Origin of the sequence: Streptomyces sp. NPDC086835 (assembly GCF_044745705.1) — a bacterium.
GTDB lineage: Bacteria > Actinomycetota > Actinomycetes > Streptomycetales > Streptomycetaceae > Streptomyces.
Map to the genome: position 1 here is coordinate 1 of NZ_JBIVAU010000016.1, position 22,588 is coordinate 22,588.

Here is a 22,588-nt window from a genome sequence, read left to right on the forward strand (position 1 = left end):
GCTTTCCTCCGGGCGCTTCCCTTCGGTCTTGCGTTTCCGACTCTATCAGATCTTTCCGATCCGATTTCCTCGGTGTGCTTTCCGGCCTTTCGGCCCTCCGGCGTGTTCACTACTTTAGCGGATTTCCCAGGCGACTCATAATCGAGTCAAGGGGATTGAATTCCGGCATGCCGAAATCGCACCCGTTCGGGTTTGTCGTAAGTAGTGGATGGCCGCTCCGGATCTGCTGACAGCAGTGCTCCGTCTCAAGCGGCTCGGGCTACATTAGGCGTCCCCGGCATCCGAGTCAAGTTGCGCCGAGGGCCTGCGTCGCGGCACGTGGGCCCGGTAGGGACTGACCGTCGGGTCCCCGTCTATCCAGAAGCGCCACGGATGGAATGCGCCTTCGCCGCCCACCCCGGTGCGCGGGCCGTTCCTGACCTGGTCGGGCGTCGGCCGGTGGCCCGGGAGAAGAGAGAGGGGCGCGTCCGGGCCGAGGCAGAAGTCGGCGCCGTTGAGGCTGCGGTCCACATCGAGCGCAGTGGCCAGCCGGGCGGGGCCTTTGGCCAGTTCCTTGTCATGCCGGGCCGAGAGTCGACGTTTGCGCGCCAGGTCGGCGCCCACTGTCACCTCGCCGGCACGGAGCAGGACTCCGCTCGCCCGGCCCTCCGGACCGCACACCACATTGAGGCAGTGCCACATTCCATACGTGAAGTAGACGTACGCGTGCCCCGGCGGGCCGAACATCACCTCGTTGCGTGCGGTTCGGCCGCGGAAGGCGTGCGAGCCGGGGTCGGCCTCTCCCGCGTACGCCTCCACCTCCGTGATGCGCAGCTCGATGGGGCCGTCGTCGGTCAGGCGGGTCAGCGTGCAGCCGAGGAGGTCGGGAGCGACCTCCAGCACCGGGCGGTCGAAGTGGTCCCGGGGCAGCGGCGTACGGTCAAAGCTCTCGATCATCGCGTTCGAGCGTACCGGGGATCCGCTCGAGGCCGGGGGGAACCGACTACGGTCATCGGGCGTATGTAGGGGTCAGGACCAAGAAGGAGTGGACATGGGCTTCAAGAAGCTGCTTGCGAGCATGGGTGCCGGCGGTGCCTCCGTGGAGACGGAGCTGACCGAGGCGAACGTCGTCCCCGGCGGTGTCGTCCAGGGCGAGGTTCGTATCCAGGGCGGCTCGGTGGATCAGCAGATCGAGGGGCTGTCCGTCGGTCTCCAGGCCCGCGTCGAGGTCGAGGGCGGTGACCAGGAGGTCAAGCAGGACATCGAGTTCACCAAGCAGCGGCTCGGCGGTGCCTTCGTGGTGAAGGCCGGAGCGGTGCACGTGGTGCCCTTCGGGCTCGACATCCCGTGGGAGACCCCGATCACCACCATCGAGGGACAGAATCTGCGCGGGATGGACATCGGTGTGACGACGGAGCTGGAGATCGCGCGCGCCGTGGACTCGGGCGACCTCGACCCGATCCGCGTGCACCCGCTGCCGGCTCAGCAGGCGATCCTCGACGCCTTCGTCCAGCTCGGTTTCCGCTTCAAGAGCGCCGACATGGAGCGCGGTCACATCCGTGGGACGCGTCAGCGGCTGCCGTTCTACCAGGAGATCGAGTTCCTCCCGCCGCAGCAGTACCGCGGACTGAACCAGGTCGAGCTGACGTTCGTCGCCGACGACCGCGAGATGGACGTCATCTTGGAGATGGACAAGAAGCCGGGCCTCTTCAGTGAGAGCAGCGACTCGTACAAGGCGTTCAAGGTGGATCACGAGGACTTCCGGTCGACCGACTGGGCGGCCTACCTCAACCAGTGGCTGGCCGACGTCGGCGGCCGTCGCAACTGGCTCTAGTCTCGGAGCGAAAGGCAGTACGCGAGACGCAGAACGGCCGATTCGGAGGGTTTGACGTGACCGAGCTCAAGAGGGCTCCGCTTCCCCACGACTTTCATCCGGCGGTGCCGTCGTTCACGGTGGTGAGCGACGACCTCGAGCCGGGGTCGGTGCTGAAGGACTCCCAGGTCCAGGCGGCGGGCAACAGCTCGCCCCATCTGCGCTGGGAGGGCTTCCCCGCGGAGACCAAGAGCTTCGCAGTGACGTGCTTCGACCCGGACGCGCCGACCGGCAGTGGTTTCTGGCACTGGGTGCTCTTCGACATCCCAGCGTCGGTGACGGAACTGCCGGCGGGTGCGGGCGGCGGGAAGTTCGAGGGGCTGCCCGACGGCGCCCTCCACGCCCGGAACGACTACGGGACTCAGGACTTCGGCGGGGCCGCTCCGCCGGCGGGCGAGAGGCACCGGTACGTCTTCACCGTGTACGCGGTGGACACCGAGAAGCTCGGACCGGACTCCGACGCCTCTCCCGCGGTCGTCGGCTTCAATCTGCGCTTCCACACGATCGCGCGCGCCCAGCTGATCGGCGAGTACGAAGCCCCCGCGGAGGGCTGACGATTCGGCCGGGAGCTCGGCCGAGAGTTCGTCCGGAGTTTGCCCTGCCCTGGTCTTGGAGAGATCAGGGCAGGGCAGTTTTGTTGCCAGGGGTTCAGGTGTCCTCCCCCGGCAAGGCACAGATATTGCGTTGTCCATCTCGGCGCGCCCGGCCAGAGTTGATCCAGGCTGATGCCCGCCGACGGGGGCCGGGCCGGCGAACGGAGGTGGGCAGGATGCGGGACACACTGGTGCTCAATGCGAGCTTCGAGCCGTTGTCGACGGTGACGCTCAACCGCGCGGTCGTGCTGGTGCTTCAGGACAAGGCCGTGGTCGAGCAGTCCCACCCGGCGCTCAGGGTGCGTGCGGCGGCGGTGGATCTTCCGGTGCCCCGGGTGATCAGGCTCTGCAGATACGTACGGGTGCCGTTCCGAAGACAGGCGCCGTGGTCGAGGCGGGGTGTGCTGGTACGGGACCAGCACCGGTGCGCCTACTGCGGGCGGCGTGCCACGACGGTGGACCACGTGGTGCCGAAATCGCACGGTGGCGCCGACAGCTGGCTGAACACGGTGGCGTCCTGCGCCGAGGACAACCACCGCAAGGCGGACCGTACTCCGGAGCAGGCTGGGATGCCGCTGCTGCACGAGCCGTTCGTGCCGTCGCCGGCGGACGCGATGCTGCTGGGTCTGCGGTCGGGCGAGCGTGCGGCGCTGCCGGACTGGCTGGCGGCGCAGCCTGCCGCGTAGGACCGACGAGACCCGCTCCCCTGGAACACGAGGGGCGCGGGTCTCGTCGTGTCAGCGCAGCAGGAGCTGGACGATGGCGACAGTGCCGACGACGACGATGATGCCGCGCAGCACGGCGGGCTTGAGCTTGCGGCCGATTCCGGCGCCGAGTTGTCCGCCGATCGCGGATCCGACGGCGATCAGCAGGACGGCTGTCCAGTCGAACTCGGCGACGAAGAGGAAGAAGACGGCGGCGACTCCGTTGACCACGGCGCCGAGGACGTTCTTCACGGCGTTCATCCGCTGAAGGCTGTCGTCGAGGAGCAGACCCATGAGGGAGAGGTAAAGGATCCCCTGGGCGGCACCGAAGTAGCCGCCGTACGCGCTGGCGAGGAGCAGGCCGGTGTGGAGGACGGGGCCGCCGTGCGGGCGCGGCTCGGTGCCGCGTGCCTCGCGGCGCCGCTGCACGGCCTTGGCGAGGCGCGGCTGGAGGACGATGAGGATCAGGGCGAGCGCGATCAGTACGGGGACGATCGTGTCGAACGCGTCGGAGGGCAGGGCGAGAAGCAGGACCGCGCCGGCCAGGCCGCCGAGGAGCGCGGTGACTCCGAGGCGAAGGACCCGGCCGGTCTGTCCGCGCAGCTCGGCGCGGTAGCCGATGGCGCCGCTGATCGAGCCGGGCACGAGTCCCAGGGCGTTGGAGACGTTCGCCGTGATCGGGGACAGCCCGGTGGCGAGCAACACCGGGAAGGTGATCAGGGTGCCGGAGCCGACGATGGTGTTGATGGTGCCGGCTCCCACGCCGGCCGCGAATACCGCCAGTGCTTCCCAGATGGACAACGCCATCTCCTTACATGGTCCGTGAGTCGCCTCCCCGCCTCCAAGGTCGAGGGGCCTCACCGATCATGCATGAAGGAGCGTGGGCGTCAGTCGATGGGGGGCTGCTCGCGGCGTTCGGTGCCGTTGCCGCCGGTCTGCTTGGGCACGGAGCCGCCGCCGCCCATGCCGCCCATGCCGGCCATGGGGTTGAAGTTGCCCATGGCGCCGCTGAGGCCCTTGAGGGCGTCGCCGATCTCGCTGGGGACGATCCAGAGCTTGTTGGCGTCGCCCTCCGCGATCTTCGGAAGCATCTGCAGGTACTGGTAGGCGAGCAGCTTCTGGTCGGCGTCTCCGGCGTGGATGGACTCGAAGACGGTACGGATGGCCTGGGCCTCGCCCTCCGCCCGCAGCGCGGCCGCCTTGGCCTCACCTTCGGCGCGCAGGATCGCCGACTGCTTCTCACCTTCGGCGGTCAGGATCTGCGACTGCCGGATGCCCTCTGCGGTGAGGATCGCCGCGCGCTTGTCACGGTCGGCGCGCATCTGCTTCTCCATCGAGTCCTGGATGGAGGTGGGCGGCTCGATGGCCTTGAGCTCGACGCGGTTGACGCGGATGCCCCACTTGCCGGTCGCCTCGTCGAGGACACCGCGCAGGGCCGCGTTGATCTCCTCGCGGGAGGTCAGGGTCCGCTCGAGGTCCATGCCGCCGATGATGTTGCGCAGGGTGGTGACGGTGAGCTGCTCGATGGCCTGGATGTAGCTGGCGACCTCGTAGGTCGCGGCGCGGGCGTCGGTCACCTGGTAGTAGATGACGGTGTCGATGTTGACGACCAGGTTGTCCTGGGTGATCACCGGCTGGGGCGGGAAGGGGACGACCTGCTCGCGCAGGTCGATGCGGTTGCGGATGGAGTCGATGAACGGGACGACGATGTTCAGGCCCGCGTTGAGGGTGCGGGTGTAGCGTCCGAAGCGCTCGACGATGGCGGCGCTGGCCTGTGGGATGACCTGGATCGTCTTGATCAGGGCGATGAAGACCAGCACCACCAGAATGATCAGGACGATGATGATCGGTTGCATCGCGTTCCCTGTGCCCTTCGCTGCCGGATGAGTCTGATGATCAGTTTCCCAGAACACGGGCTGCTCTGTGGGGCGTTCGGCCCGTTCTGCCCGGCGGCTTCAGGTCGTTCCGCGCGGAATCCGTGCGGAACAGGGTGCCGGGCGGGTGGAGTGCGCGTCACATGACGACGGCGGTTGCCCCGTCGATCTCTATGACGTCGACCTGCTGGCCTTCTTCGTAGGCCATCGTCGCGTCGAAGGCGCGGGCGGACCAGACCTCGCCGGCGAGCTTGATCCGGCCGCCGTTGCCGTCGACCCGTTCCAGCACAATGGCCTGACGGCCTTTCAGGGCGTCCACACCGCTGGCGAAACCGGGACTCTGCGATCTGTGCCGATTGGCGATCGGGCGCACGACGGCGATGAGCGCCACCGACACCGCCGCGAACACGAGCACCTGGGCGACCGTGCCACCGCCGACCGCCGCCACGACGGCCGCGGCCACCGCGCCCGCGGAGAACATTCCGAATTCCGGCATGGCGGTCAGCACGAGCGGAATGCCCAGTCCGACCGCGCCGATCAGCCACCACACCCATGCGTCGATGTCCACATGGGCATGGTAGGTCCGCCGGGCGCGCTCGGGACAGGGGGCGAGGTCGTGTCACCTTGCCCGTAGGGCAGTTGTCCGTAAGGGAGTTGCACGCAACGGAGTCGCCTGCGAGGGAATCGCCCGTGCGGGAGTCGCCCTTGAGGCGGTTCAGCGAGCGGGGGTTCAGCCGAGCGGAAGTCCCTGGGCGGACCAGCGCTCGCCGTTGCGCTCGACGACGAGCGGCAGGCCGAAGCAGAGCGAGAGGTTGCGGGAGGTCAGCTCGGTCTCCATCGGGCCCGCGGCGAGCACCTTGCCCTGGCGGATCATCAGGACGTGCGTGAATCCGGGCGCGATCTCCTCGACATGGTGGGTCACCATGACCATGGAGGGGGCGTACGGGTCACGGGCGAGCCGGCCCAGGCGCCGGACCAGGTCCTCACGGCCGCCGAGGTCGAGCCCGGCGGCGGGCTCGTCCAGGAGCAGCAGCTCGGGGTCGGTCATCATGGCGCGGGCGATCAGGGTCCGCTTGCGCTCGCCCTCGGAGAGCGTGCCGAACTTCCGGTCGAGGTAGTCGGTCATGCCGAGGCGGTCGAGGAACGCGCGGGCACGCTGCTCGTCGACCTCGTCGTAGTCCTCGTGCCAGGTCGCGGTCATGCCGTAGGCGGCGGTGAGCACCGTCTGCAGGACGGTCTGGCGCTTGGGGAGCTTGTCCGCCATGGCGATGCCGGCCATGCCGATACGGGGCCGCAGTTCGAAGACGTCGACGGCGCCGAGGCGGTCGCCGAGGATCTGCACCGTGCCGGTGGTCGGGAAGAGATAGCTGGAGGCGAGGTTGAGGAGGGTGGTCTTACCGGCGCCGTTGGGGCCGAGGATCACCCAGCGCTCACCTTCCTTGACCGACCAGGAGACGTCGTCCACCAGAGCGCGTCCGTCGCGGACCACGGATACGTCCACCAGCTCCAGTACATCGCTCATGAGCGCGTAGTCTCCCCATGCAGTCGTCTTGAGGTGTTCGGGTGTGATTCGGGTGCTTTTGTGCACCTGTGGGCACACCACCCAGGGAAAACCTACGCCACCGGGTGAGTGCTCCGGTCGCCCGGCCCGGTCCCTAGGCTGGTGCCATGCTTTCGGAACCACGCTCAGGACGGTTGGCCGCATGGGGAAATGCCCTCTTGGCCGGACTTGTGTCGCCGGACGACGCCGTGCACGCGATCGTCGGCGACGACACGGTGCACCGCGTCGAGGGCCTGCCCGGGGAGACGGCACCGGTCGGTCTCACTCTGGCGCTGGGGCGCCTGCGGGCGCTCGGTGTGACCGGCTTCCGGGTCGCCCTTCCCGCCGCCGGACACCCTCTGGGGCTCAGCGGCCCGCCGGCGTTCAACGCGCGGGCACTCGAGGCGGAGGAAGCGGTCGTCGCCACGGGGGCGGCGTACGGGCTCGTGCCCGAGGTGTACGAGGCCGGCCCGGCCGGGGACGTCCACGTCGAGGTCGTCTGGCACTGCCTGCCGGTTCGGGACGCGCCACCGGCGGACGTGCCGTCGCTCGGCGAGGCGGAGCGTGAACTCGCGGAAGCCCTGCGGGACGCGACGAATACGCTGACGCGGCTCGACGTGGCGGCGTCCGGGCCGGTGGCGGAGGCGGCACTCGACGCGTACCGTGCGCGGGCGCAGCGGGGCGCGGCCGAGACGCTGGCCCCGGGCTATCCGCCGCGTGCGGTACGGGTGCTGGAGCTCGCGCAGCGGATCGGCCTGCTGATCTCCGTGGCGTACGAGAACGGCCACGGGGGCGCGGTGAGCGCGTCGGAGATGGCGGCGCGGGGCGAGGCGCTGCGGCCGGTGGAACGGGTGGCGCGGAGGGCGCAGGTGGCGGCGTACAACGCATATGTGGAGGAACGGGAGCGGGGCTGACGCCGGAGCAAGCGCCGGACCCGTACCGCGCTCCGCGCGTGCCCCCGCGCCTCGAACTCCGTCTTACGGCCTGGCGGCCGTGGGAGGTGCCCACAGCGAGGCCGGACGCCGCGCAGCGGACTTTCCAGCCCGTCCGGCGATTGAGGACACCGCGCAGCGCGGTGCCGGTCGGGCGAAGCCCGGTTCGGGAAGGGGGGGTCCCCACGGCCGCCAGGCCGTAGGGGAGGGAAGGGGAAAGTGCCCGCCGCAGGCGCCACCCGCCCGCGCGCGGAACGCCGCACGGCCCCGGGGCTGCGCCCTGGGGCCGTGCGGTCGGACTCGAGCGGCCGTCAGCCGTTGACGCCGACGTTGCCGAACGCCGGGTTCAGCAGGCCGATCACGTTCACCGAGTTGCCCACCACGTTCACCGGGACGTGCACCGGCGCCTGGACCAGGTTGCCCGAGAGGACGCCCGGGGAGTGCACAGCCTCGCCGTGGGCGTGCGAGCCGCCGGTCGTGGCCGACGCGACACCGGCGCCCGCCGCGACGAGGCTTCCGGCGATCATCGTGAGGGCTGCGGCCTTCTTCAGGTTCTTCACTTCGTCATTCCTCCTGAGCACTCGCTGCGGCCGGCCGCCGCAGCACGCTATGGAGAACGCCCGCGAGTGGATCAGGATGCGCCGTATGGGTGACATACACCCGACAGTATGAATCTCGGATCGGAGGATGACGCTCCGCTCAGTCCGTCATCCCGTGCCGGACCGCCCACAGCGCCGCCTGCGTGCGGTCCGCCACGTCCAGCTTCATCAGGATGTTCGAGACATGGGTCTTGACGGTCTTCTCCGAGAGGACCAGCGCCCGCGCGATCTCCCGGTTCGAACGTCCGTCCGCGATGAGGCCCAGCACCTCGCGCTCCCGCTCGGTGAGGCTGCTCCCGCGGCCCGTGCCGCTGCCCGGATCGTCGTCGGAGAGCAGCGCCCCCGCGATCTCCTGCTGGAGCAGCACATGGCCCGCGTGCACGGAACGGATGGCGCCGGCCAGCGCGTCGGGGTCCACGTCCTTGTACACGTATCCCGAAGCGCCCGCGCGCAGGGCGGGAACGACCGTGCGCTGCTCGGTGAAGCTGGTCACGATGAGGACCTTGGCCGGATTGGCCAGCTCCCGCAGCTTCCGCAAGGCGTCGATGCCGTCCATGCCCGGCATCTTGACGTCCATGAGGACGACGTCCGGCCTCAGCTCCTCGGTGAGGGCCACTCCCTCCGCGCCGTCACCCGCCTCGCCGACGACCTCTATGTCGTCCTGGACCTCCAGGAACGTGCGCAGGCCACGCCGCACCACCTGATGATCGTCGACCAGCAGCACGCGGATCCTCTTGTCAGCCACCGGGGACCTCCATCTCGACCGTGGTGCCCCTGCCGGGCGCCGATTCGACCTTGAGCCTGCCTCCGACGCCGCTCGCCCTGTCCCGCATGGAGACGAGTCCCAGGTGGCGTCCGGCCCGGCGGACCGTCCGCGGCTCGAAGCCCTTGCCGTTGTCCGTGACGGAGAGGACGGCGCCCTGGCCCCGGCGGATCAGCGCCACGTCCACCTGAACCGCGCCGGAATGGCGCAGCGCGTTGTGCAGAGCCTCCTGGGCGACCCTCAGCAGCGCCTCCTCCTGGGCGGCGGGCAGCGCCCTGATCCCGCAGGCGTCGAAGGTGACGCGCGCGCTGTGGGCGCGGTCGAGGACCTGTATCTGCGTGCGCAGGGTGTTGACGAGGCCGTCCTCGTCGAGCGCGGCGGGGCGCAGCTCCACGACGGCGGCACGCAGCTCGTCCGCGGCCTCCGCGGCGAGGGCCGCCACCTGCTGGAGCTCGCCCTTGGCGCGGGCCGGGTCACGGTCCACGAGCGCGGCGGCGGCCTGGGCGGTCAGCCGCAGGGAGAACAGCTTCTGGCTCACGGCGTCGTGCAGCTCGTGGGCGAGGCGGGAGCGCTCCTCCGCGATGGTGAGCTCGCGGCTGCGCTCGTAGAGGCGGGCGTTGGTGAGGGCGATCGCGGCGTGCTGGGCGAGGATGCCCAGCAGCTCCTCGTCCTCCTCCGTGAAACCGCAGCCGCCCTGCGGCTTGGGGCACCTCTTGTTCGCCAGGAACAGGGCGCCCATGGTCTCCTCGCCGTCCTTGATCGGCAGGCCGAGGAAGTCCGACATGTCGGGGTGGGCCGACGGCCAGCCCTCGAAACGCGGGTCCTTGCGGACGTCCGCGAGCCGCTCCGGCTTCGCGTCGCGGAGCATCGAGGCGAGGATGCCGTGCTGCCGGGGCAGCGGTCCTATCGCCTTCCACTGGGCGTCGCTGACCCCGTCGACCACGAACTGGGCGAAACCTCCGTGGTCGTCGGGCACGCCCAGCGCCGCGTACTCGGCGTCGAGGAGTTCGCGCGCCGAGGCCACGATCGTCTTCAGCACGTCGCGCACCTCGAGGCGCCTGCTCATCGCGAGGAGCGCGGTGCTCACGGCCGCGAGGCCGGAGCCGGGTCGGTGACTCATGGACCAACCGTACCGGCGGGATGTGACGGTCCGTATCGGTCCGGGGACCGCGTCCGCTTAGGGCTGCGGACGTAGGTCGAAGTGCCTTGTGGAGTGGGGCCTCGGGCACGAGGCGGCGGGACCGGCCGCGTTCCTACGTTGAGTCCATCCATACGGACGGCGACAGCGGACAGCACGTGGCAAGGGGATGGGAACCATGGCGGTAGCAGTGATCACCGGAGCGTCGAAGGGCCTGGGGCGGGCCCTGGCGGAGGCTCTCGCGCGGCAGGGCTGGGACCTGGTCCTGAGCGCCAGGAGCGCGGACGTACTGAAGGAGAGCGCGGAGCACGTGGCGCAGTACGGCACCCGGGTCGTGGCGGTGCCGGGGGACGTCACGGACGCCGCACACCGCGGCGAGCTGGTGGCGGCGGCCGGGCGGCTGGGCGGTCTCGACCTGCTGGTGAACAACGCGAGCGCGCTGGGCGCCGAGCCGCTGGTGCGGCTGGAGGGGCTGTCGCCGGCAGGGCTGCGGGAGGCGCTGGAGACCAACGTGGTCGCTCCGCTGGGCCTGGTGCAGGAGGCGCTGCCCCTGCTGCGGGCCTCGCGGACGGGTGGCACGGTCGTCGCCGTCAGCTCGGACGCCGCGACCACGGCCTACGAGACCTGGGGCGGCTACGGCGCCTCGAAGGCGGCGCTCGACCAGCTCGCCGCCGTGCTGGCGGTGGAGGAGCCGGGGCTGCGGGTGTGGAGCGTCGACCCGGGTGACATGCAGACGGACCTGTACGCGGCCGCGGTGCCGGACGACGACGCCCCCCGCCCCTCGCCCGGGTCCGTGGCGCCCGCCTTCCTGCGCCTGCTCGAGGACCGGCCCGCCAGCGGCCGGTACGAGGCCACCACGCTGCTGGGGACCCGATGAGGGCGGGGCAGCGCGCGGGGGCGGTCCTGGAGGCCCTGAAGGTGCCGGAGGAGCTGTCCGCCCGGGTGCCGGCGGAGGAGCGCGGGTCGGGCAGGGACGACGTGCGGCTGCTGGTCTCGCGGGGTACGGAGGTGTCCCACCACCATTTCCGCGACCTGCCGGGCCGGCTGCGGGCCGGTGACGTGCTGGTCGTCAACACGTCGGCCACCCTGGCGGCCGCCGTGGACGGGAGGCTCGGCGGCGAGGCCGTCGTGGTGCACTTCTCGACCCGCGGGGACCTCGGGCGCTGGGCGGTGGAGCTGCGCAGGCCCGACGGCGCGGGCAGCACCCTGCCGCGCCCCGGGGGGCCGGTGGGGGCCGTCGTACGGGTACCGGGCGGGGGCGAGCTGGTGCTCGAGGCGCCGCTCGTGCCGGGCGGCGAGCGCCTGTGGTGGGCGACGGCGTCGGTGGACGTACCGACGCTGCTGCGGCGGTACGGCAGGCCGATCCGCTACCGCTACACGGAGCGGGACCAGCCCCTGTCCGCCTATCAGACGGTCTTCGCGCTGCCCTCCCCCGACGGCTCGGGTTCCGCGGAGATGCCGAGCGCCGCCCGTCCCTTCACGCCCGGTGTGGTGGCGGACCTCGTGAGCAGGGGGGTGCAGTTCGCGCCGCTCGTGCTCCATACGGGGGTGGCGTCGGCGGAGGCGCACGAGCCGCCGTACCCGGAGCGCTTCGAGGTGCCGGCGACCACGGCGTGGCTGGTGAACGCGGCACGAGCGGCCGGGGGCCGGATCGTGGCGGTGGGCACGACGGCCGTGCGGGCCCTGGAGTCGGCGGCGGACGGCGAGGGCGTGGTGCGTCCCGTATCCGGCTGGACGGACCTGGTCGTGACGCCGCGACGCGGTGTGCGGGCGGTGGACGGTCTGCTGACCGGACTGCACGAGCCGGAGGCGTCGCATCTGCTGATGCTGGCGGCCATCGCCGGCCGGGACGCTCTGACCTGCGCGTACGACGAGGCGCTGAGGCAGCGGTACCTCTGGCACGAGTTCGGCGACGTCCATCTCGTACTCCCCGCGGAGGGCCCTCACCCAATGAATTGCTGACGCAACACGCGGTGAGAACGGGGCACGGCCGATGTGAGCCCTCACATAGGGCCCAGATCACTTACGAGACTCTTTAGTTGATACATAAGGGGCATCTGAGCGCGGACAGCACAGGCGAATCCGGACATTGGGAACATGTGTCCACTACCGCGGATCGTACGTCACACCTTTGCCACGCGATTTTGCGCCAGCTAAGAATTGCCGACGTCGCTACCGAACAGCGCAGAGCCGACCGGCCTGGAGCGACTTTCCGCTATTCGAAGAGGTACGTCTGTATGTCCGCGTTCATCACCCCTGAGATCCGCCGCCGCCTCAAGAGTCGTAGGACCGCCGTGGCCGGCATCGCCGCCGTCGCCGCCACGACCGTCGCGCTCTCGCTCGCCCCGTCGGGTGACGCCGAGGCCGGCGTGAAGACCGAGGCAGCAGCCGCGGCGGCGCCCGTCGCGTGGAAGGCCGACGCCAAGCAGGTCGCGGCCGTCCACGAGAGCATCACCAGCCAGAAGTCCGCCTTCGAGGCCCAGCTCAAGGCCACCCAGGCCAAGGCCAAGGCCGCGGCAGAGGCGAAGGCGAAGGCCGAGAAGGCCGCCGCCGAGAAGGCCGCCGCCGAGAAGAAGGCAGCCGCCAAGGCCGCCGCCGAGAAGCGCGCCAAGGAGCAGGCCGCCAGCCGCTCCGCCGCCCGCCCGGCGAAGGTGACCTACCCGAACAACCTGGACGGGTGGATCCGCGAGGCCATGGCGATCATGAAGAAGCACGACATCCCCGGCAGCTACGAGGGCATCCACCGCAACATCATGCGGGAGTCCTCCGGTAACCCCCGGGCCATCAACAACTGGGACATCAACGCCATCAACGGTGTCCCCTCGAAGGGTCTGCTGCAGGTCATCAAGCCGACCTTCGACGCCTACCACGTCCCCGGTACCTCGTGGGACCAGTACGACCCGGTCGCCAACATCGTCGCCGCCTGCAACTACGCGGCCGACCGTTACGGCTCGATGGACAACGTCAACAGCGCCTACTGAGGCACTTTTGCGCTGAGCCGGCAGCACAACCGGCGGACATCAACAGACGCTGAAGGGCGCACCCCGCGCAGGGTGCGCCCTTCGGCGTCGTGCTGTCACCGCGTGACGTGCGTTACTTGCGCATGACCTCGGGCTCGTGGCGGCGCAGGAAGCGGGCGACGAGCACTCCGCACAGGGCGCCGAGAGCGATCAGTGCGGCCATGTCCATGCCCCAGGCGGCAGCCTCGTGGTCCCACAGGGGGTCGGTGCTGGTCGGGTCGTCCGTGTTCGGGTTGATCTTGTTGAAGTCCAGCGTGGTACCGGCGGCCGCGACCGCCCAGCGCGACGGCATGAGGTACGAGAACTCGTTCACGCCGACCGTGCCGTGCAGGATGAACAGGCAGCCGGTGAACACGACCTGGATGATCGCGAACATCACCAGCAGCGGCATGGTCTTCTCAGCGGTCTTCACCAGCGCGGAGATGATCAGACCGAACATCATCGACGTGAAGCCGAGAGCCATGATCGGCAGCGAGAGCTCGAGCATGACCGCCCCGCCGAGGACCAGGCCCTCTTCCGGGAGTTCGCGGGTGGCGAAGCCGATGGCGCCCACCAGACCGCCCTGGATCACGGTGATCATGCCGAGGACGACGACCTTGGACATCAGATACGCGGAGCGTGACAGTCCGGTCGCGCGCTCCCGCTCGTAGATCACCCGCTCCTTGATCAGCTCACGGACGGAGTTCGCCGCGCCGGCGAAGCAGGCACCGACCGCGAGGATCAGCAGCACCGTGGTGGCCGTGCCGTTCGGGATGATCCGGCCGGTCTGCGCGTTCTGGTTCACCAGCAGACCCTTGTCCGGGTCGATGAGCAGGCTCACCGCGCCCAGCACCGCCGGCAGGATCAGCATGAGGGCCATGAAGCCCTTGTCGGAAACGATCACCGAGACGTAGCGGCGGATCAGGGTGAACAGCTGGGATCCCCAGCTCTGCGGCTTCGGCGGACGCATCTGCTGCGCCGGCGGCATGTTCACGGACTGCGCGGCGACGGCGTCGATGTCCGCCGCGTACATCTGGTAGTGCTGCGAACCGCGCCAGCGGCCCGCCCAGTCGTAGTCGCGGTAGTTCTCGAACGCGGAGAACACGTCGGCCCAGGTGCTGTAGCCGAAGAAGTTGAGCGCCTCCTCCGGCGGACCGAAGTAGGCCACCGAACCGCCGGGAGCCATCACCAGGAGCTTGTCGCACAGCCCCAGCTCGGCCACGGAGTGCGTGACGACGAGGACCGTACGGCCGTCGTCCGCCAGCCCGCGCAGCAGCTGCATGACGTCACGGTCCATGCCCGGGTCGAGGCCGGAGGTCGGCTCGTCCAGGAAGATCAGCGACGGCTTGGTCAGCAGCTCGAGGGCGACCGACACGCGCTTGCGCTGGCCGCCGGAGAGCGAGGTGACCTTCTTGTCCTTGTGGATGTCGAGCTTCAGCTCGCGCAGCACCTCGTCGATACGGGCCTCGCGCTCGGCCTCGGCGGTGTCGCCGGGGAAGCGGAGCTTGGCCGCGTACTTCAGCGCCTTACGGACGGTGAGCTCCTTGTGCAGGATGTCGTCCTGCGGAACCAGACCGATGCGCTGGCGCAGCTCTGCGAACTGCTTGTAGAGGCTGCGGTTGTCGTAGAGGACGTCGCCCTGGTTGGCGGGCCGGTAGCCGGTGAGCGCCTTGAGCAGGGTGGACTTTCCGGAGCCGGAGGGGCCGATGACGCCGATGAGCGACTTCTCCGGGACGCCGAAGGAGACATCACGCAGGATCTGCTTGCCGCCGTCGACGGTGACCGTGAGGTGACGGGCCGAGAAGGAGACCTCGCCGGTGTCGACGAACTCCTCGAGCTGGCCGCCGACGATACGGAAGGTGGAGTGGCCGACGCCGACGATGTCGTTCGGGCCGATGAGGACCGTGCCGGACTTGGCGATCGGCTGACCGTTGACGTAGGTGCCGTTGTGGGAACCGAGGTCACGGATCTCGAAGCGGCCGTCGGGGTGCGCGGTGAACTCGGCGTGGTGGCGCGAGACCTGCAGGTCGGAGACGACCAGCTCGTTCTCGAGCGCACGGCCGATGCGCATGACGCGGCCGAGGGAGAGCTGGTGGAACGTCGTCGGGCTGCGGTCTCCGTGGACCGGCGGGACGCCCTGGGCGCTGTGCACCCCCTGCTGGTGCGGGACCTGCGGCTGCTGCGCCTGCGGGGGCTGCTGCGGCCAGCCCTGCTGCGCGGGCTGCTGCGGCTGCGGCCAGCCCTGCTGCTGCGGCTGCGGCTGCTGCACCGGCGCCTGCGCGGCCTGCTGCGGCGCACCCTGGGCGTAGGCGCCCGCGCCCGCCACCGCGCCGACGCCGCTCAGGCCGAGGCGCGGACCGTCGGTGGCGTTGCCGAGGTGCACCGCTGTGCCGGGGCCGATCTCCATCTGGTGGATCCGCTGGCCCTGTACATACGTGCCGTTGGTGCTGCCGTGGTCCTCGATGACCCAACTGCGCCCGCCCCAGCTGATCGTGGCGTGCCGCCACGAGACCCGGGCGTCGTCGATCACCACATCGCCCTGGGGATCACGGCCCAGGGTGTACGACCTGGACGGATCGAGCGTCCAGGTGTTTCCGTTCAATTCCAGTACGAGTTCCGGCACTCCATGCCCCACTAGTTGTCCCCCGAGCTTCCCCCGTCGCCGGGAGTCTAGGGAAGGCGAACATCGTGGGGAACTATTTCAGGCCCGGTCCCGTATCCGAAAGCCGGGCCGTGTGAAGACCTCGTTCGGTACCGAGTTGGGACGTTCGCCGACGCCGAGGGACCGGGTCGGCGGCGACGATCACCCACGAGTGGTGACGGATCATGCGTGAAACGAATAATCCGCGCCATTCCGGTCGGATGCGCCGCTCCCGGCCGCACGGGCGTGCGGCGGCCGCTCGGGTGTCCGTCTGGCGGGACAGGACCGCTCCTCCCGGCCGTCGCCCGATACGGTGGTAGCACCATGAGCGCATCTCAGCCCCCTCCCGACACCGATGTCCCCACCCTTCTCGTGAAGATCTTCGGGAAGGACCGCCCGGGGATCACCGCCGGGCTCTTCGACACCCTCGCCGCGTACGCCGTCGATGTCGTCGACATCGAACAGGTCGTCTCCCGTGGCCGCCTCGTGCTCTGCGCGCTCGTCACGGCACCGACGGCCGGCGGGGCCACCGAGGGCGACCTGCGGGCCACCGTGCACAGCTGGGCCGACTCCCTGAAACTGCAGGCCGAGATCATCTCCGGTACGGGCGACAACCGGCCGCGCGGCAGCGGGCGTTCGCACGTGACCGTGCTCGGCCACCCGCTCACCGCGGAGTCGACCGCGGCCATAGCGGCCACCATCGCCGGCACCGGCGGCAACATCGACCGCATCTTCCGGCTCGCGAAGTACCCGGTGACCGCGGTGGAGTTCGCGGTCTCCGGCGTGGAGACGGGGCCGCTGCGGACGGCGCTGGCCATGGAGGCCGCCGAGATCGGCGTCGACGTGGCCGTCGTCTCCGCCGGACTGCACCGGCGGGCGCAGCGGCTTGTGGTCATGGACGTGGACTCCACGCTCATCCAGGACGAGGTCATCGAGCTGTTCGCGGCCCACGCCGGCTGCGAGGACCAGGTCGCGGAGGTGACCGCCGCGGCGATGCGCGGCGAGCTGGACTTCGAGCAGTCGCTGCACGCGCGGGTGGCGCTGCTGGAGGGCCTCGACGCCTCCGTGGTGGACAAGGTCCGTACGGAGGTGCGGCTCACCCCGGGTGCGCGGACCCTGATCCGCACGCTGAAGCGGCTCGGCTTCCAAGTGGGCGTCGTGTCCGGCGGCTTCACCCAGGTCACCGACGACCTCAAGGAGCGGCTCGGGCTCGATTTCGCGTCGGCGAACACGCTGGAGATCAAGGACGGGAAGCTCACCGGCCGGGTCGTCGGCGAGATCGTGGACCGGGCCGGCAAGGCGCGGCTGCTGCGCCGCTTCGCGGCGGAGGCCGGGGTCCCGCTCGCCCAGACGGTCGCGATCGGCGACGGCGCCAACGACCTCGACATGCTGAACGCCGCGGGTCTCGGCGTCGCGTTCAACGCCAAGCCCGTCGTGCGCAAGGCCGCGCACACCGCGGTCAACGTGCCCTTCCTCGACACGGTGCTCTATCTGCTGGGCATCACCCGTGAAGAGGTCGAGGCAGCCGACGACGGCACCGGCGAGCACTGACGTCCGCGAGAACGAAACGGCAGGGCCCCGGCGCACTCGGTGTGCCGGGGCCCTGCCGTTGTTCGTGCCGGATCACTCGTGCGGGGTCCAGTAGTCGAGCAGCTTGCCCACGCCGTGCTCCACGGACTTCCACGGACCGGTGATCGACAGGACGGCGAACGCCGAGGTCGGGAAGCCGTCGCTGGTCATCCGGGCCAGCGCGTCACCCTCCGTGCTGCCCGCGAGGGCGTCCGCCAGCGCGTGCATACCGGGGTTGTGGCCGATGACCAGCAGGTCGTTCACGTCGTCGGGGGTCTCGGTCAGCAGGGCGAGCAGGTCGCCGAGGGAGGCCTCGTAGAGCCGCTCCTCGTAGACCGTCTTCGGGCGGTGCGGCAGCTCGTGCACCGCGAGCTTCCATGTCTCGCGGGTCCTGACCGCCGTCGAGCACAGGGCCAGATCGAAGTCGATACCGGTCTCCGCGAGCCGGCGGCCGGCCACCGGGGCGTCCTTCCGGCCTCGCTCGGCGAGCGGGCGTTCATGGTCGGACACCTGGGGCCAGTCGGCTTTCGCGTGCCGGAGGAGGACGATCCTGCGGGATTCGGGAGGTCCGGGGGGCGTCCCACCGGAAGACACAGCGGCGCTCATGTCACCCAGCTTCGCATGAAATGAGCCAGCGGGCGCAGGGTGTTGAGGTGCTCTGCCGTGAAGAGTGACCCCGTCAACGGGCCAGCATCCGGTGCACGAGCCGGATGAACTCGCCGATCCCCTGTTCGTCGCCCGCCGCGGCGTGTGCCTGCCCCGGACCGGCGATCAGCAGGAGCAGCGCGCAGAAGGCGATCACCGGGAGTGCCAGCGCCCACCAGGGCAGCTCGCCCCCGGTGATGCCCGGGGACCGGGTGAGGGACCGGGGGTGCGTGTGGGCCGGCATGGCCGCCTCCGTACGTCTAGAGGTCGAGTCCCTCAAACGTACGGATCATGGACGGCCGGGCCCATCCGGTGGCCCACCCACTTCACCCTGAGCCTGGCCCCCTAGGGGAAGGTGGGGCCAGCACCACCGTCCTCCTCGAGGGAGGGACGGGGCCCGGGTGCCCGGCCGGTGCGGGGCGGGTCAGGGAGCGGCGATCGTGGCGATGATCGAGATGACCACGCCGATGAGCAGGATCAGGCCGAAGATCCCGAGGAGCTTCTTCTGGCCGTTCTGGGGGTTCGGGTCGAGCACTGGCATGGTCTCAGTCTCGCACTCCGGTCTCGTCCTCGATCGTCCGGTCCCTGCCCGCGAGGACGCCCATGGCGATCTGGGGCACGAGAAGGGCGGCCATCAGCCCGATCGGCAGGCCCCAGCCGCCGCTGTGCTGATAGAGCACGCCGACCAGGAGCGGCCCGGGAATGGAGATCAGATAACCGGTCGACTGGACGAACGCGGAGAGCCGCACGACGCCCGCACCGGTCCTCGACCGCATGCCGATCATGGTGAGCGCCAGCGGGAACGAGCAGTTCGAGATGCCCAGCAGCAGCGCCCACGCCCACGCCCCCGCCGCCGGTGCCAGCAGGAGTCCCAGGTAGCCGGTCAGGCCGCACAGGCCGAGGCCGATCGCGATCGGTCCCTGCTGGTTCAGCCGGGTCGCCAGTCGCGGAATGACGAAGGCCAGCGGCACGCCCATGACCATGGTGACGGCGAGCAGCACGCCGGCGGTCTGCGCGGAGACACCCGCGTCGCGGAAGATCTGCGGCATCCAGCCCATCGTGATATACGCGCCGGTGGCCTGGAGCCCGAAGAAGCAGGCCAGTGCCCAGGCGGTCGGGCTGCGGGTGATCCGCGGCGCGGGGGCGGACCCGTCCCCCTGCGCCGTTCGCGCCGCGCCGTCCTCGCGGTCGCGGTCGCGCACCAGCCCGAGCCAGGGCAGTACGGCCACGGCCGCCAGCAGCGCCCACGCGGCGAGGCCGACCCGCCAACTGCCGCCCAGCGCGTTCGTGATGGGCACGGTCGCGGCCGCCGCCACGGATGTGCCGAGCGCCAGCGCCATCGAGTAGAGACCGGTCATGGAGCCGACACGGCCGGGGAAGTAGCGCTTGACGATCACCGGCATCAGCACGTTGCTGACGGCGATGCCCATCAGGGCGAGCGCGCTGGCGGCGAGGAAGCCGGCCGTACCACCGGCGAAGGGCCGTACGACGAGCCCCGTCGCGATGGCCGCCATTCCCGCGCACAGGACGGCGCCGGGTCCGAAGCGGCGGGCGAGGCGGGGTGCCGCGGTGCCGAAGAGGGCGAAGCAGAGCGGCGGGACGGAGGTGAGCATGCCGGCCACGCTGCCGCTCATGTGCAGCCCCGTCCTGGCCTCTTCGAGCAGGGCTCCGAGGCTGGTGATGGCGGGGCGCAGGTTGAGCGCGGCGAGGACGATGCCGACGAGGACGAGCCGGGTGATCCACACCGGGCCCGTGCGGGCGGCAGAATCCTGGGGAGCAGGGGCCGTCGTGGCGGGGCTCAGTGTGCGGGTCTCGTCAGGCATTGGCCCATCATAGAATCATGGGATGATTGGTTGTCCAATCCTGGACGACACCTCGGCCGTCGGCCGCCCCAGGGGCGTCGGGCGGACGCCTTCACGACAAGGAGCACCATGGCGCTGTCCTCTCCCCGGCGTTCCGCACTGTCCGACCAGGTGATCGCCCAGCTGCGGAACCAGATCACCTCGGGCGAGTGGCCGGTGGGTTCGCGGATCCCGACCGAACCGGAACTCGTCGAACAGCTCGGCGTCGCCCGCAACACGGTCCGCGAGGCGGTGCGGGCGCTGGCCCACAACGGGCTGCTCGACATCCGGCAGGGCTCGGGGACGTACGTACTGGCCACCAGCGAGCTCGCCGGCGTCATGCACCGGCGGTTCGCCGACGCCGACCCCCGGCACATCGCCGAGCTGCGCTCCACCATGGAGTCCTCCGCGGCGAGGCTGGCCGCCGAGCGGCGCACCGAGCGCGACCTCAGGCAGCTGGACGCCCTCCTGGCGAGGCGCGAGGAGGCATGGGCGTCCGGCGTCGCGGAGGCGTTCGTGGCCGCCGACGCGACGTTCCACCTCGCCGTGGTGGCCGCCTCGCACAACGAGGTGCTGACCGGGCTCTACGCCGACCTCGGGGATCTGCTGCGTGACTGGCTGCGCGAGGACGTCGGCCAGGAACTGCGCCCCGAGCACCACATGGACCACGCGCGGATGGTCGAGGCGATCCGCGCGGGCGACGGCGACGCGGCGGCCTCGGAGGCGGCCGGCTACCCGTTCATGTGCCTGCGTCGGCCCGCGGCGGCTGGTGGCTGATCCACACCGAGCGGATCTCCTTCCAGCACCGCCCGGTCAGTTCCCCGTACTCGGCCGGGCGGAGCAGGACCGGGGCGGTGTCCGCGTCGACGTCCCACCAGCGGTCGCACTCGACGTGCAGCCGCACGCGGTCGGCGGCGGGATAGGGGTTGTGGCAGTAGGCGGTGACCCGGGAGCCTTCCACCACGGTGCTGCACCGTGCCTCGTAGGACGGCGGCTGCGCCGGGCGGGGGTCCTGCGTCTCCTGACGGAAGTGAAGGGCGGTGCAGGTGATCCCCAGCACCAGGACCGTCGCGGCGGCCAGGGCGGAGGCTTTGCGCCATGTCGTAGGCACGAGCAGGACCTCCTCGGCCGGGCTGCGACGCACGCGCCACAACAGCACCACAAGGAAGATGTGCTCCTCCAGCATCGCCGCCCTCGGCGCCGCCCGCCCCGCCGCTGGGCCGAACGAGGGACGCCCCGTCCACCGCGCCGGGCGGTGGACGGGGCGTCCCTGGTGTACGTATGTGCTGGTCAGGCACCCATGATGTGCACGCCGCCGTCGACGTGGACGATCTCGCCGGTGGTCTTCGGGAAGAAGTCCGAGAGCAGCGCGACGACACCGCGGCCGGCCGGCTCCGGGTCGGCCATGTCCCACTCGAGCGGGGAACGCTCGTCCCACACCTTCGCGAGGTCGGAGAAGCCGGGGATGGACTTGGCGGCCATCGAGCCGAGCGGGCCCGCCGAGATCAGGTTGCAGCGCACATTGCGCGAGCCCAGGTCACGGGCCAGGTAACGGCTGGTGGCCTCGAGCGCGGCCTTCGCCGGGCCCATCCAGTCGTACTGCGGCCAGGCGAACTGCGCGTCGAAGGTCAGACCGACGACCGAGCCGCCGTTCTGCATCAGCGGCAGGCAGGCCATCGTCAGGGACTTCAGCGAGAACGCGGAGACGTGCATCGCGGTCGACACCGACTCGAAGGGCGTGTTGAGGAAGTTGCCGCCGAGGGCGTCCTGCGGGGCGAAGCCGATCGAGTGGACGACCCCGTCCAGACCGCCGAGCTCCTCGCGCACGATGCCCTCGACGCGGGCCAGGTGCTCGTCGTTGGTGACGTCGAGCTCGATGACCTTCGCGGGCCTGGGGAGCTTCTTGGCGATGCGCTCGGTCAGGGTGGGCCGCGGGAAGGCGGTGAGGATGATCTCCGCGCCCTGCTCCTGGGCCACCTTGGCGGTGTGGAACGCGATGGAGGACTCCATCAGCACACCGGTGATCAGGACGCGCTTGCCCTCGAGAATTCCGCTCATGTGATCAGTGACCCATGCCCAATCCGCCGTCAACGGGGATGACGGCTCCAGTGATGTACGAGGCGTCGTCGGAGGCCAGGAAGCGCACGGCGGCGGCGATCTCCTCCGGCTTCGCGTAACGGCCGAGCGGCACCTGCGAGACGATGCCCGCGCGCTGCTCGTCGGTGAGCACCTGCGTCATGTCCGTGTCGACAAAACCGGGTGCGACGACGTTGAAGGTGATGTTCCGCGAGCCGAGCTCACGGGCCAGGGAGCGGGCGAAGCCCACCAGGCCGGCCTTCGAGGCGGCGTAGTTGGCCTGCCCGGCCGAGCCCAGCAGCCCGACGACGGAGGAGATCAGCACGACACGGCCCTTCTTGGCGCGCAGCATGCCGCGGTTGGCGCGCTTGACGACCCGGAAGGTGCCGGTGAGGTTGGTGTCGAGGACGGAGGTGAAGTCGTCCTCCGACATCCGCATCAGAAGCTGGTCCTTGGTGATGCCGGCGTTGGCCACCAGCACCTCCACATTGCCGTGCTTCTCCTCGATCTCCTTGTAGGCCTGCTCCACCTGCTCGGCGTCCGTGATGTCGCAGCGGACGGGCAGGCAGCCCGCCTCGACGAGCTCGGCGGGCGGCTCGCCCGACCGGTAGGTGATGGCGACCTTGTCGCCGTTCTCGGCGAAAGCGCGGGCGATGGCGAGGCCGATGCCCCGGTTTCCTCCGGTGACGAGAACCGAGCGGCTCAACGGATCACCCTTTCGTCAGTGGTCTGGAGCACCTGGCAGCCAGGCGACTACCCGAAAACCTATCGGTCCGGTCCGTCGTACGGGGAATCGGTCCCTGACAGCGCCACCGATCAGTC

The 22,588-nt window shown here is 70.2% G+C and carries 25 protein-coding genes; 9 read left to right on the forward strand and 16 right to left on the reverse strand.

The genetic code is table 11. The features are described 5' to 3' along the window. Positions 1 to 264 precede the first annotated feature (264 nt). On the reverse strand, positions 265 to 936 hold the full coding sequence (locus tag ACIPJI_RS33900) for a DNA-3-methyladenine glycosylase (protein ID WP_159693314.1): 672 nt from the start codon (positions 934 to 936) through the stop codon (positions 265 to 267). A 94-nt stretch (positions 937 to 1,030) separates the two neighbouring features. Between ACIPJI_RS33900 and ACIPJI_RS33905 the strand changes: the two genes are divergently transcribed. From ACIPJI_RS33905 to ACIPJI_RS33915, 3 genes are all read left to right on the forward strand, one after another. After that, complete coding sequence (locus ACIPJI_RS33905) at positions 1,031 to 1,813, forward strand: sporulation protein (RefSeq protein WP_307705676.1); 783 nt, start codon at positions 1,031 to 1,033, stop codon at positions 1,811 to 1,813. 56 nt (positions 1,814 to 1,869) lie between these two features. Continuing rightward, a complete protein-coding gene (locus tag ACIPJI_RS33910; RefSeq protein ID WP_402250722.1) occupies positions 1,870 to 2,406 on the forward strand; it encodes a YbhB/YbcL family Raf kinase inhibitor-like protein in 537 nt (178 codons plus the stop codon). A gap of 215 nt (positions 2,407 to 2,621) precedes the next feature. Continuing rightward, positions 2,622 to 3,131, forward strand: coding sequence for an HNH endonuclease (locus ACIPJI_RS33915; protein WP_159693308.1), 510 nt, complete (start codon positions 2,622 to 2,624; stop codon positions 3,129 to 3,131). A gap of 51 nt (positions 3,132 to 3,182) precedes the next feature. Here ACIPJI_RS33915 and ACIPJI_RS33920 read toward each other — a convergent pair whose 3' ends face one another. The 4 genes from ACIPJI_RS33920 to ACIPJI_RS33935 form a co-directional block, all read right to left on the reverse strand. Then, positions 3,183 to 3,956, reverse strand: a complete 774-nt coding sequence (locus tag ACIPJI_RS33920; RefSeq protein WP_402250723.1) for a sulfite exporter TauE/SafE family protein — start codon at positions 3,954 to 3,956, stop codon at positions 3,183 to 3,185. 80 nt (positions 3,957 to 4,036) lie between these two features. Then, on the reverse strand, positions 4,037 to 5,005 hold the full coding sequence (locus ACIPJI_RS33925) for an SPFH domain-containing protein (RefSeq protein ID WP_402250724.1): 969 nt from the start codon (positions 5,003 to 5,005) through the stop codon (positions 4,037 to 4,039). A 157-nt stretch (positions 5,006 to 5,162) separates the two neighbouring features. Beyond that, positions 5,163 to 5,591, reverse strand: coding sequence for an NfeD family protein (locus tag ACIPJI_RS33930; protein ID WP_159693302.1), 429 nt, complete (start codon positions 5,589 to 5,591; stop codon positions 5,163 to 5,165). A gap of 162 nt (positions 5,592 to 5,753) precedes the next feature. Further along, positions 5,754 to 6,545, reverse strand: a complete 792-nt coding sequence (locus ACIPJI_RS33935) for an ABC transporter ATP-binding protein (RefSeq protein ID WP_356624256.1) — start codon at positions 6,543 to 6,545, stop codon at positions 5,754 to 5,756. 146 nt (positions 6,546 to 6,691) lie between these two features. Here ACIPJI_RS33935 and ACIPJI_RS33940 point away from each other — a divergent pair, with 146 nt between their 5' ends. Continuing rightward, on the forward strand, positions 6,692 to 7,477 hold the full coding sequence (locus tag ACIPJI_RS33940; RefSeq protein ID WP_307705680.1) for a hypothetical protein: 786 nt from the start codon (positions 6,692 to 6,694) through the stop codon (positions 7,475 to 7,477). A gap of 329 nt (positions 7,478 to 7,806) precedes the next feature. Here ACIPJI_RS33940 and ACIPJI_RS33945 read toward each other — a convergent pair whose 3' ends face one another. The 3 genes from ACIPJI_RS33945 to ACIPJI_RS33955 all read right to left on the reverse strand — a co-directional run bounded on the left by ACIPJI_RS33945 (position 7,807) and on the right by ACIPJI_RS33955 (position 9,977). Continuing rightward, positions 7,807 to 8,055, reverse strand: a complete 249-nt coding sequence (locus ACIPJI_RS33945; RefSeq protein ID WP_307705681.1) for a chaplin — start codon at positions 8,053 to 8,055, stop codon at positions 7,807 to 7,809. A 139-nt stretch (positions 8,056 to 8,194) separates the two neighbouring features. Continuing rightward, positions 8,195 to 8,839 (reverse strand): response regulator transcription factor, encoded by a 645-nt coding sequence (locus tag ACIPJI_RS33950; protein WP_356624252.1) that lies wholly within the window; start codon positions 8,837 to 8,839, stop codon positions 8,195 to 8,197. Then, positions 8,832 to 9,977, reverse strand: coding sequence for a GAF domain-containing sensor histidine kinase (locus ACIPJI_RS33955; protein WP_356624251.1), 1,146 nt, complete (start codon positions 9,975 to 9,977; stop codon positions 8,832 to 8,834). The genes ACIPJI_RS33950 and ACIPJI_RS33955 overlap by 8 nt, the downstream gene beginning before the upstream one ends. Before the next feature lie 196 nt (positions 9,978 to 10,173). On the opposite strand from ACIPJI_RS33955, the gene ACIPJI_RS33960 reads away from it, so the two are divergent. The 3 genes from ACIPJI_RS33960 to ACIPJI_RS33970 all read left to right on the forward strand — a co-directional run bounded on the left by ACIPJI_RS33960 (position 10,174) and on the right by ACIPJI_RS33970 (position 12,976). Beyond that, positions 10,174 to 10,872: an SDR family NAD(P)-dependent oxidoreductase gene (locus ACIPJI_RS33960; RefSeq protein ID WP_402250726.1), complete on the forward strand. Its 699-nt coding sequence runs from the start codon at positions 10,174 to 10,176 to the stop codon at positions 10,870 to 10,872. Then, the gene (locus ACIPJI_RS33965) at positions 10,869 to 11,957 is read left to right on the forward strand and encodes an S-adenosylmethionine:tRNA ribosyltransferase-isomerase (RefSeq protein WP_402250727.1); all 1,089 of its coding nucleotides are present in this window, start codon (positions 10,869 to 10,871) and stop codon (positions 11,955 to 11,957) included. The genes ACIPJI_RS33960 and ACIPJI_RS33965 overlap by 4 nt, the downstream gene beginning before the upstream one ends. Before the next feature lie 275 nt (positions 11,958 to 12,232). Continuing rightward, on the forward strand, positions 12,233 to 12,976 hold the full coding sequence (locus ACIPJI_RS33970) for a transglycosylase SLT domain-containing protein (protein ID WP_356624245.1): 744 nt from the start codon (positions 12,233 to 12,235) through the stop codon (positions 12,974 to 12,976). Positions 12,977 to 13,088: 112 nt separating this feature from the next. On the opposite strand, the gene ACIPJI_RS33975 is transcribed toward ACIPJI_RS33970, so the two are convergent. Further along, positions 13,089 to 15,617: an FHA domain-containing protein gene (locus tag ACIPJI_RS33975; protein WP_402250729.1), complete on the reverse strand. Its 2,529-nt coding sequence runs from the start codon at positions 15,615 to 15,617 to the stop codon at positions 13,089 to 13,091. Between the two features lie 342 nt (positions 15,618 to 15,959). Here ACIPJI_RS33975 and serB point away from each other — a divergent pair, with 342 nt between their 5' ends. Further along, positions 15,960 to 17,186: a phosphoserine phosphatase SerB gene (gene serB, locus ACIPJI_RS33980; RefSeq protein ID WP_356624242.1), complete on the forward strand. Its 1,227-nt coding sequence runs from the start codon at positions 15,960 to 15,962 to the stop codon at positions 17,184 to 17,186. A 72-nt stretch (positions 17,187 to 17,258) separates the two neighbouring features. Here serB and ACIPJI_RS33985 read toward each other — a convergent pair whose 3' ends face one another. The 4 genes from ACIPJI_RS33985 to ACIPJI_RS34000 form a co-directional block, all read right to left on the reverse strand. Beyond that, a complete protein-coding gene (locus tag ACIPJI_RS33985) occupies positions 17,259 to 17,810 on the reverse strand; it encodes a histidine phosphatase family protein (RefSeq protein WP_307705689.1) in 552 nt (183 codons plus the stop codon). A 73-nt stretch (positions 17,811 to 17,883) separates the two neighbouring features. Then, positions 17,884 to 18,093 (reverse strand): hypothetical protein, encoded by a 210-nt coding sequence (locus ACIPJI_RS33990; RefSeq protein ID WP_307705690.1) that lies wholly within the window; start codon positions 18,091 to 18,093, stop codon positions 17,884 to 17,886. A 180-nt stretch (positions 18,094 to 18,273) separates the two neighbouring features. After that, positions 18,274 to 18,390 (reverse strand): SGM_5486 family transporter-associated protein, encoded by a 117-nt coding sequence (locus ACIPJI_RS33995; protein ID WP_086025608.1) that lies wholly within the window; start codon positions 18,388 to 18,390, stop codon positions 18,274 to 18,276. 4 nt (positions 18,391 to 18,394) lie between these two features. Then, positions 18,395 to 19,672: a CynX/NimT family MFS transporter gene (locus ACIPJI_RS34000; RefSeq protein ID WP_402250732.1), complete on the reverse strand. Its 1,278-nt coding sequence runs from the start codon at positions 19,670 to 19,672 to the stop codon at positions 18,395 to 18,397. Between the two features lie 108 nt (positions 19,673 to 19,780). Between ACIPJI_RS34000 and ACIPJI_RS34005 the strand changes: the two genes are divergently transcribed. Further along, entirely contained in the window at positions 19,781 to 20,467 is a 687-nt protein-coding gene (locus ACIPJI_RS34005; RefSeq protein WP_307705693.1) for a FadR/GntR family transcriptional regulator, read from the forward strand. On the opposite strand, the gene ACIPJI_RS34010 is transcribed toward ACIPJI_RS34005, so the two are convergent. The 3 genes from ACIPJI_RS34010 to fabG form a co-directional block, all read right to left on the reverse strand. Then, a complete protein-coding gene (locus tag ACIPJI_RS34010) occupies positions 20,430 to 20,876 on the reverse strand; it encodes a hypothetical protein (protein ID WP_402250734.1) in 447 nt (148 codons plus the stop codon). The two genes, ACIPJI_RS34005 and ACIPJI_RS34010, sit on opposite strands and share 38 nt — an antisense overlap. 104 nt (positions 20,877 to 20,980) lie before the next feature. After that, positions 20,981 to 21,748: an enoyl-ACP reductase FabI gene (gene fabI / locus ACIPJI_RS34015; protein WP_307705695.1), complete on the reverse strand. Its 768-nt coding sequence runs from the start codon at positions 21,746 to 21,748 to the stop codon at positions 20,981 to 20,983. A gap of 4 nt (positions 21,749 to 21,752) precedes the next feature. Next, complete coding sequence (gene fabG, locus ACIPJI_RS34020) at positions 21,753 to 22,472, reverse strand: 3-oxoacyl-[acyl-carrier-protein] reductase (protein WP_189475710.1); 720 nt, start codon at positions 22,470 to 22,472, stop codon at positions 21,753 to 21,755. Between the last annotated feature and the right edge of the window lie 116 nt (positions 22,473 to 22,588).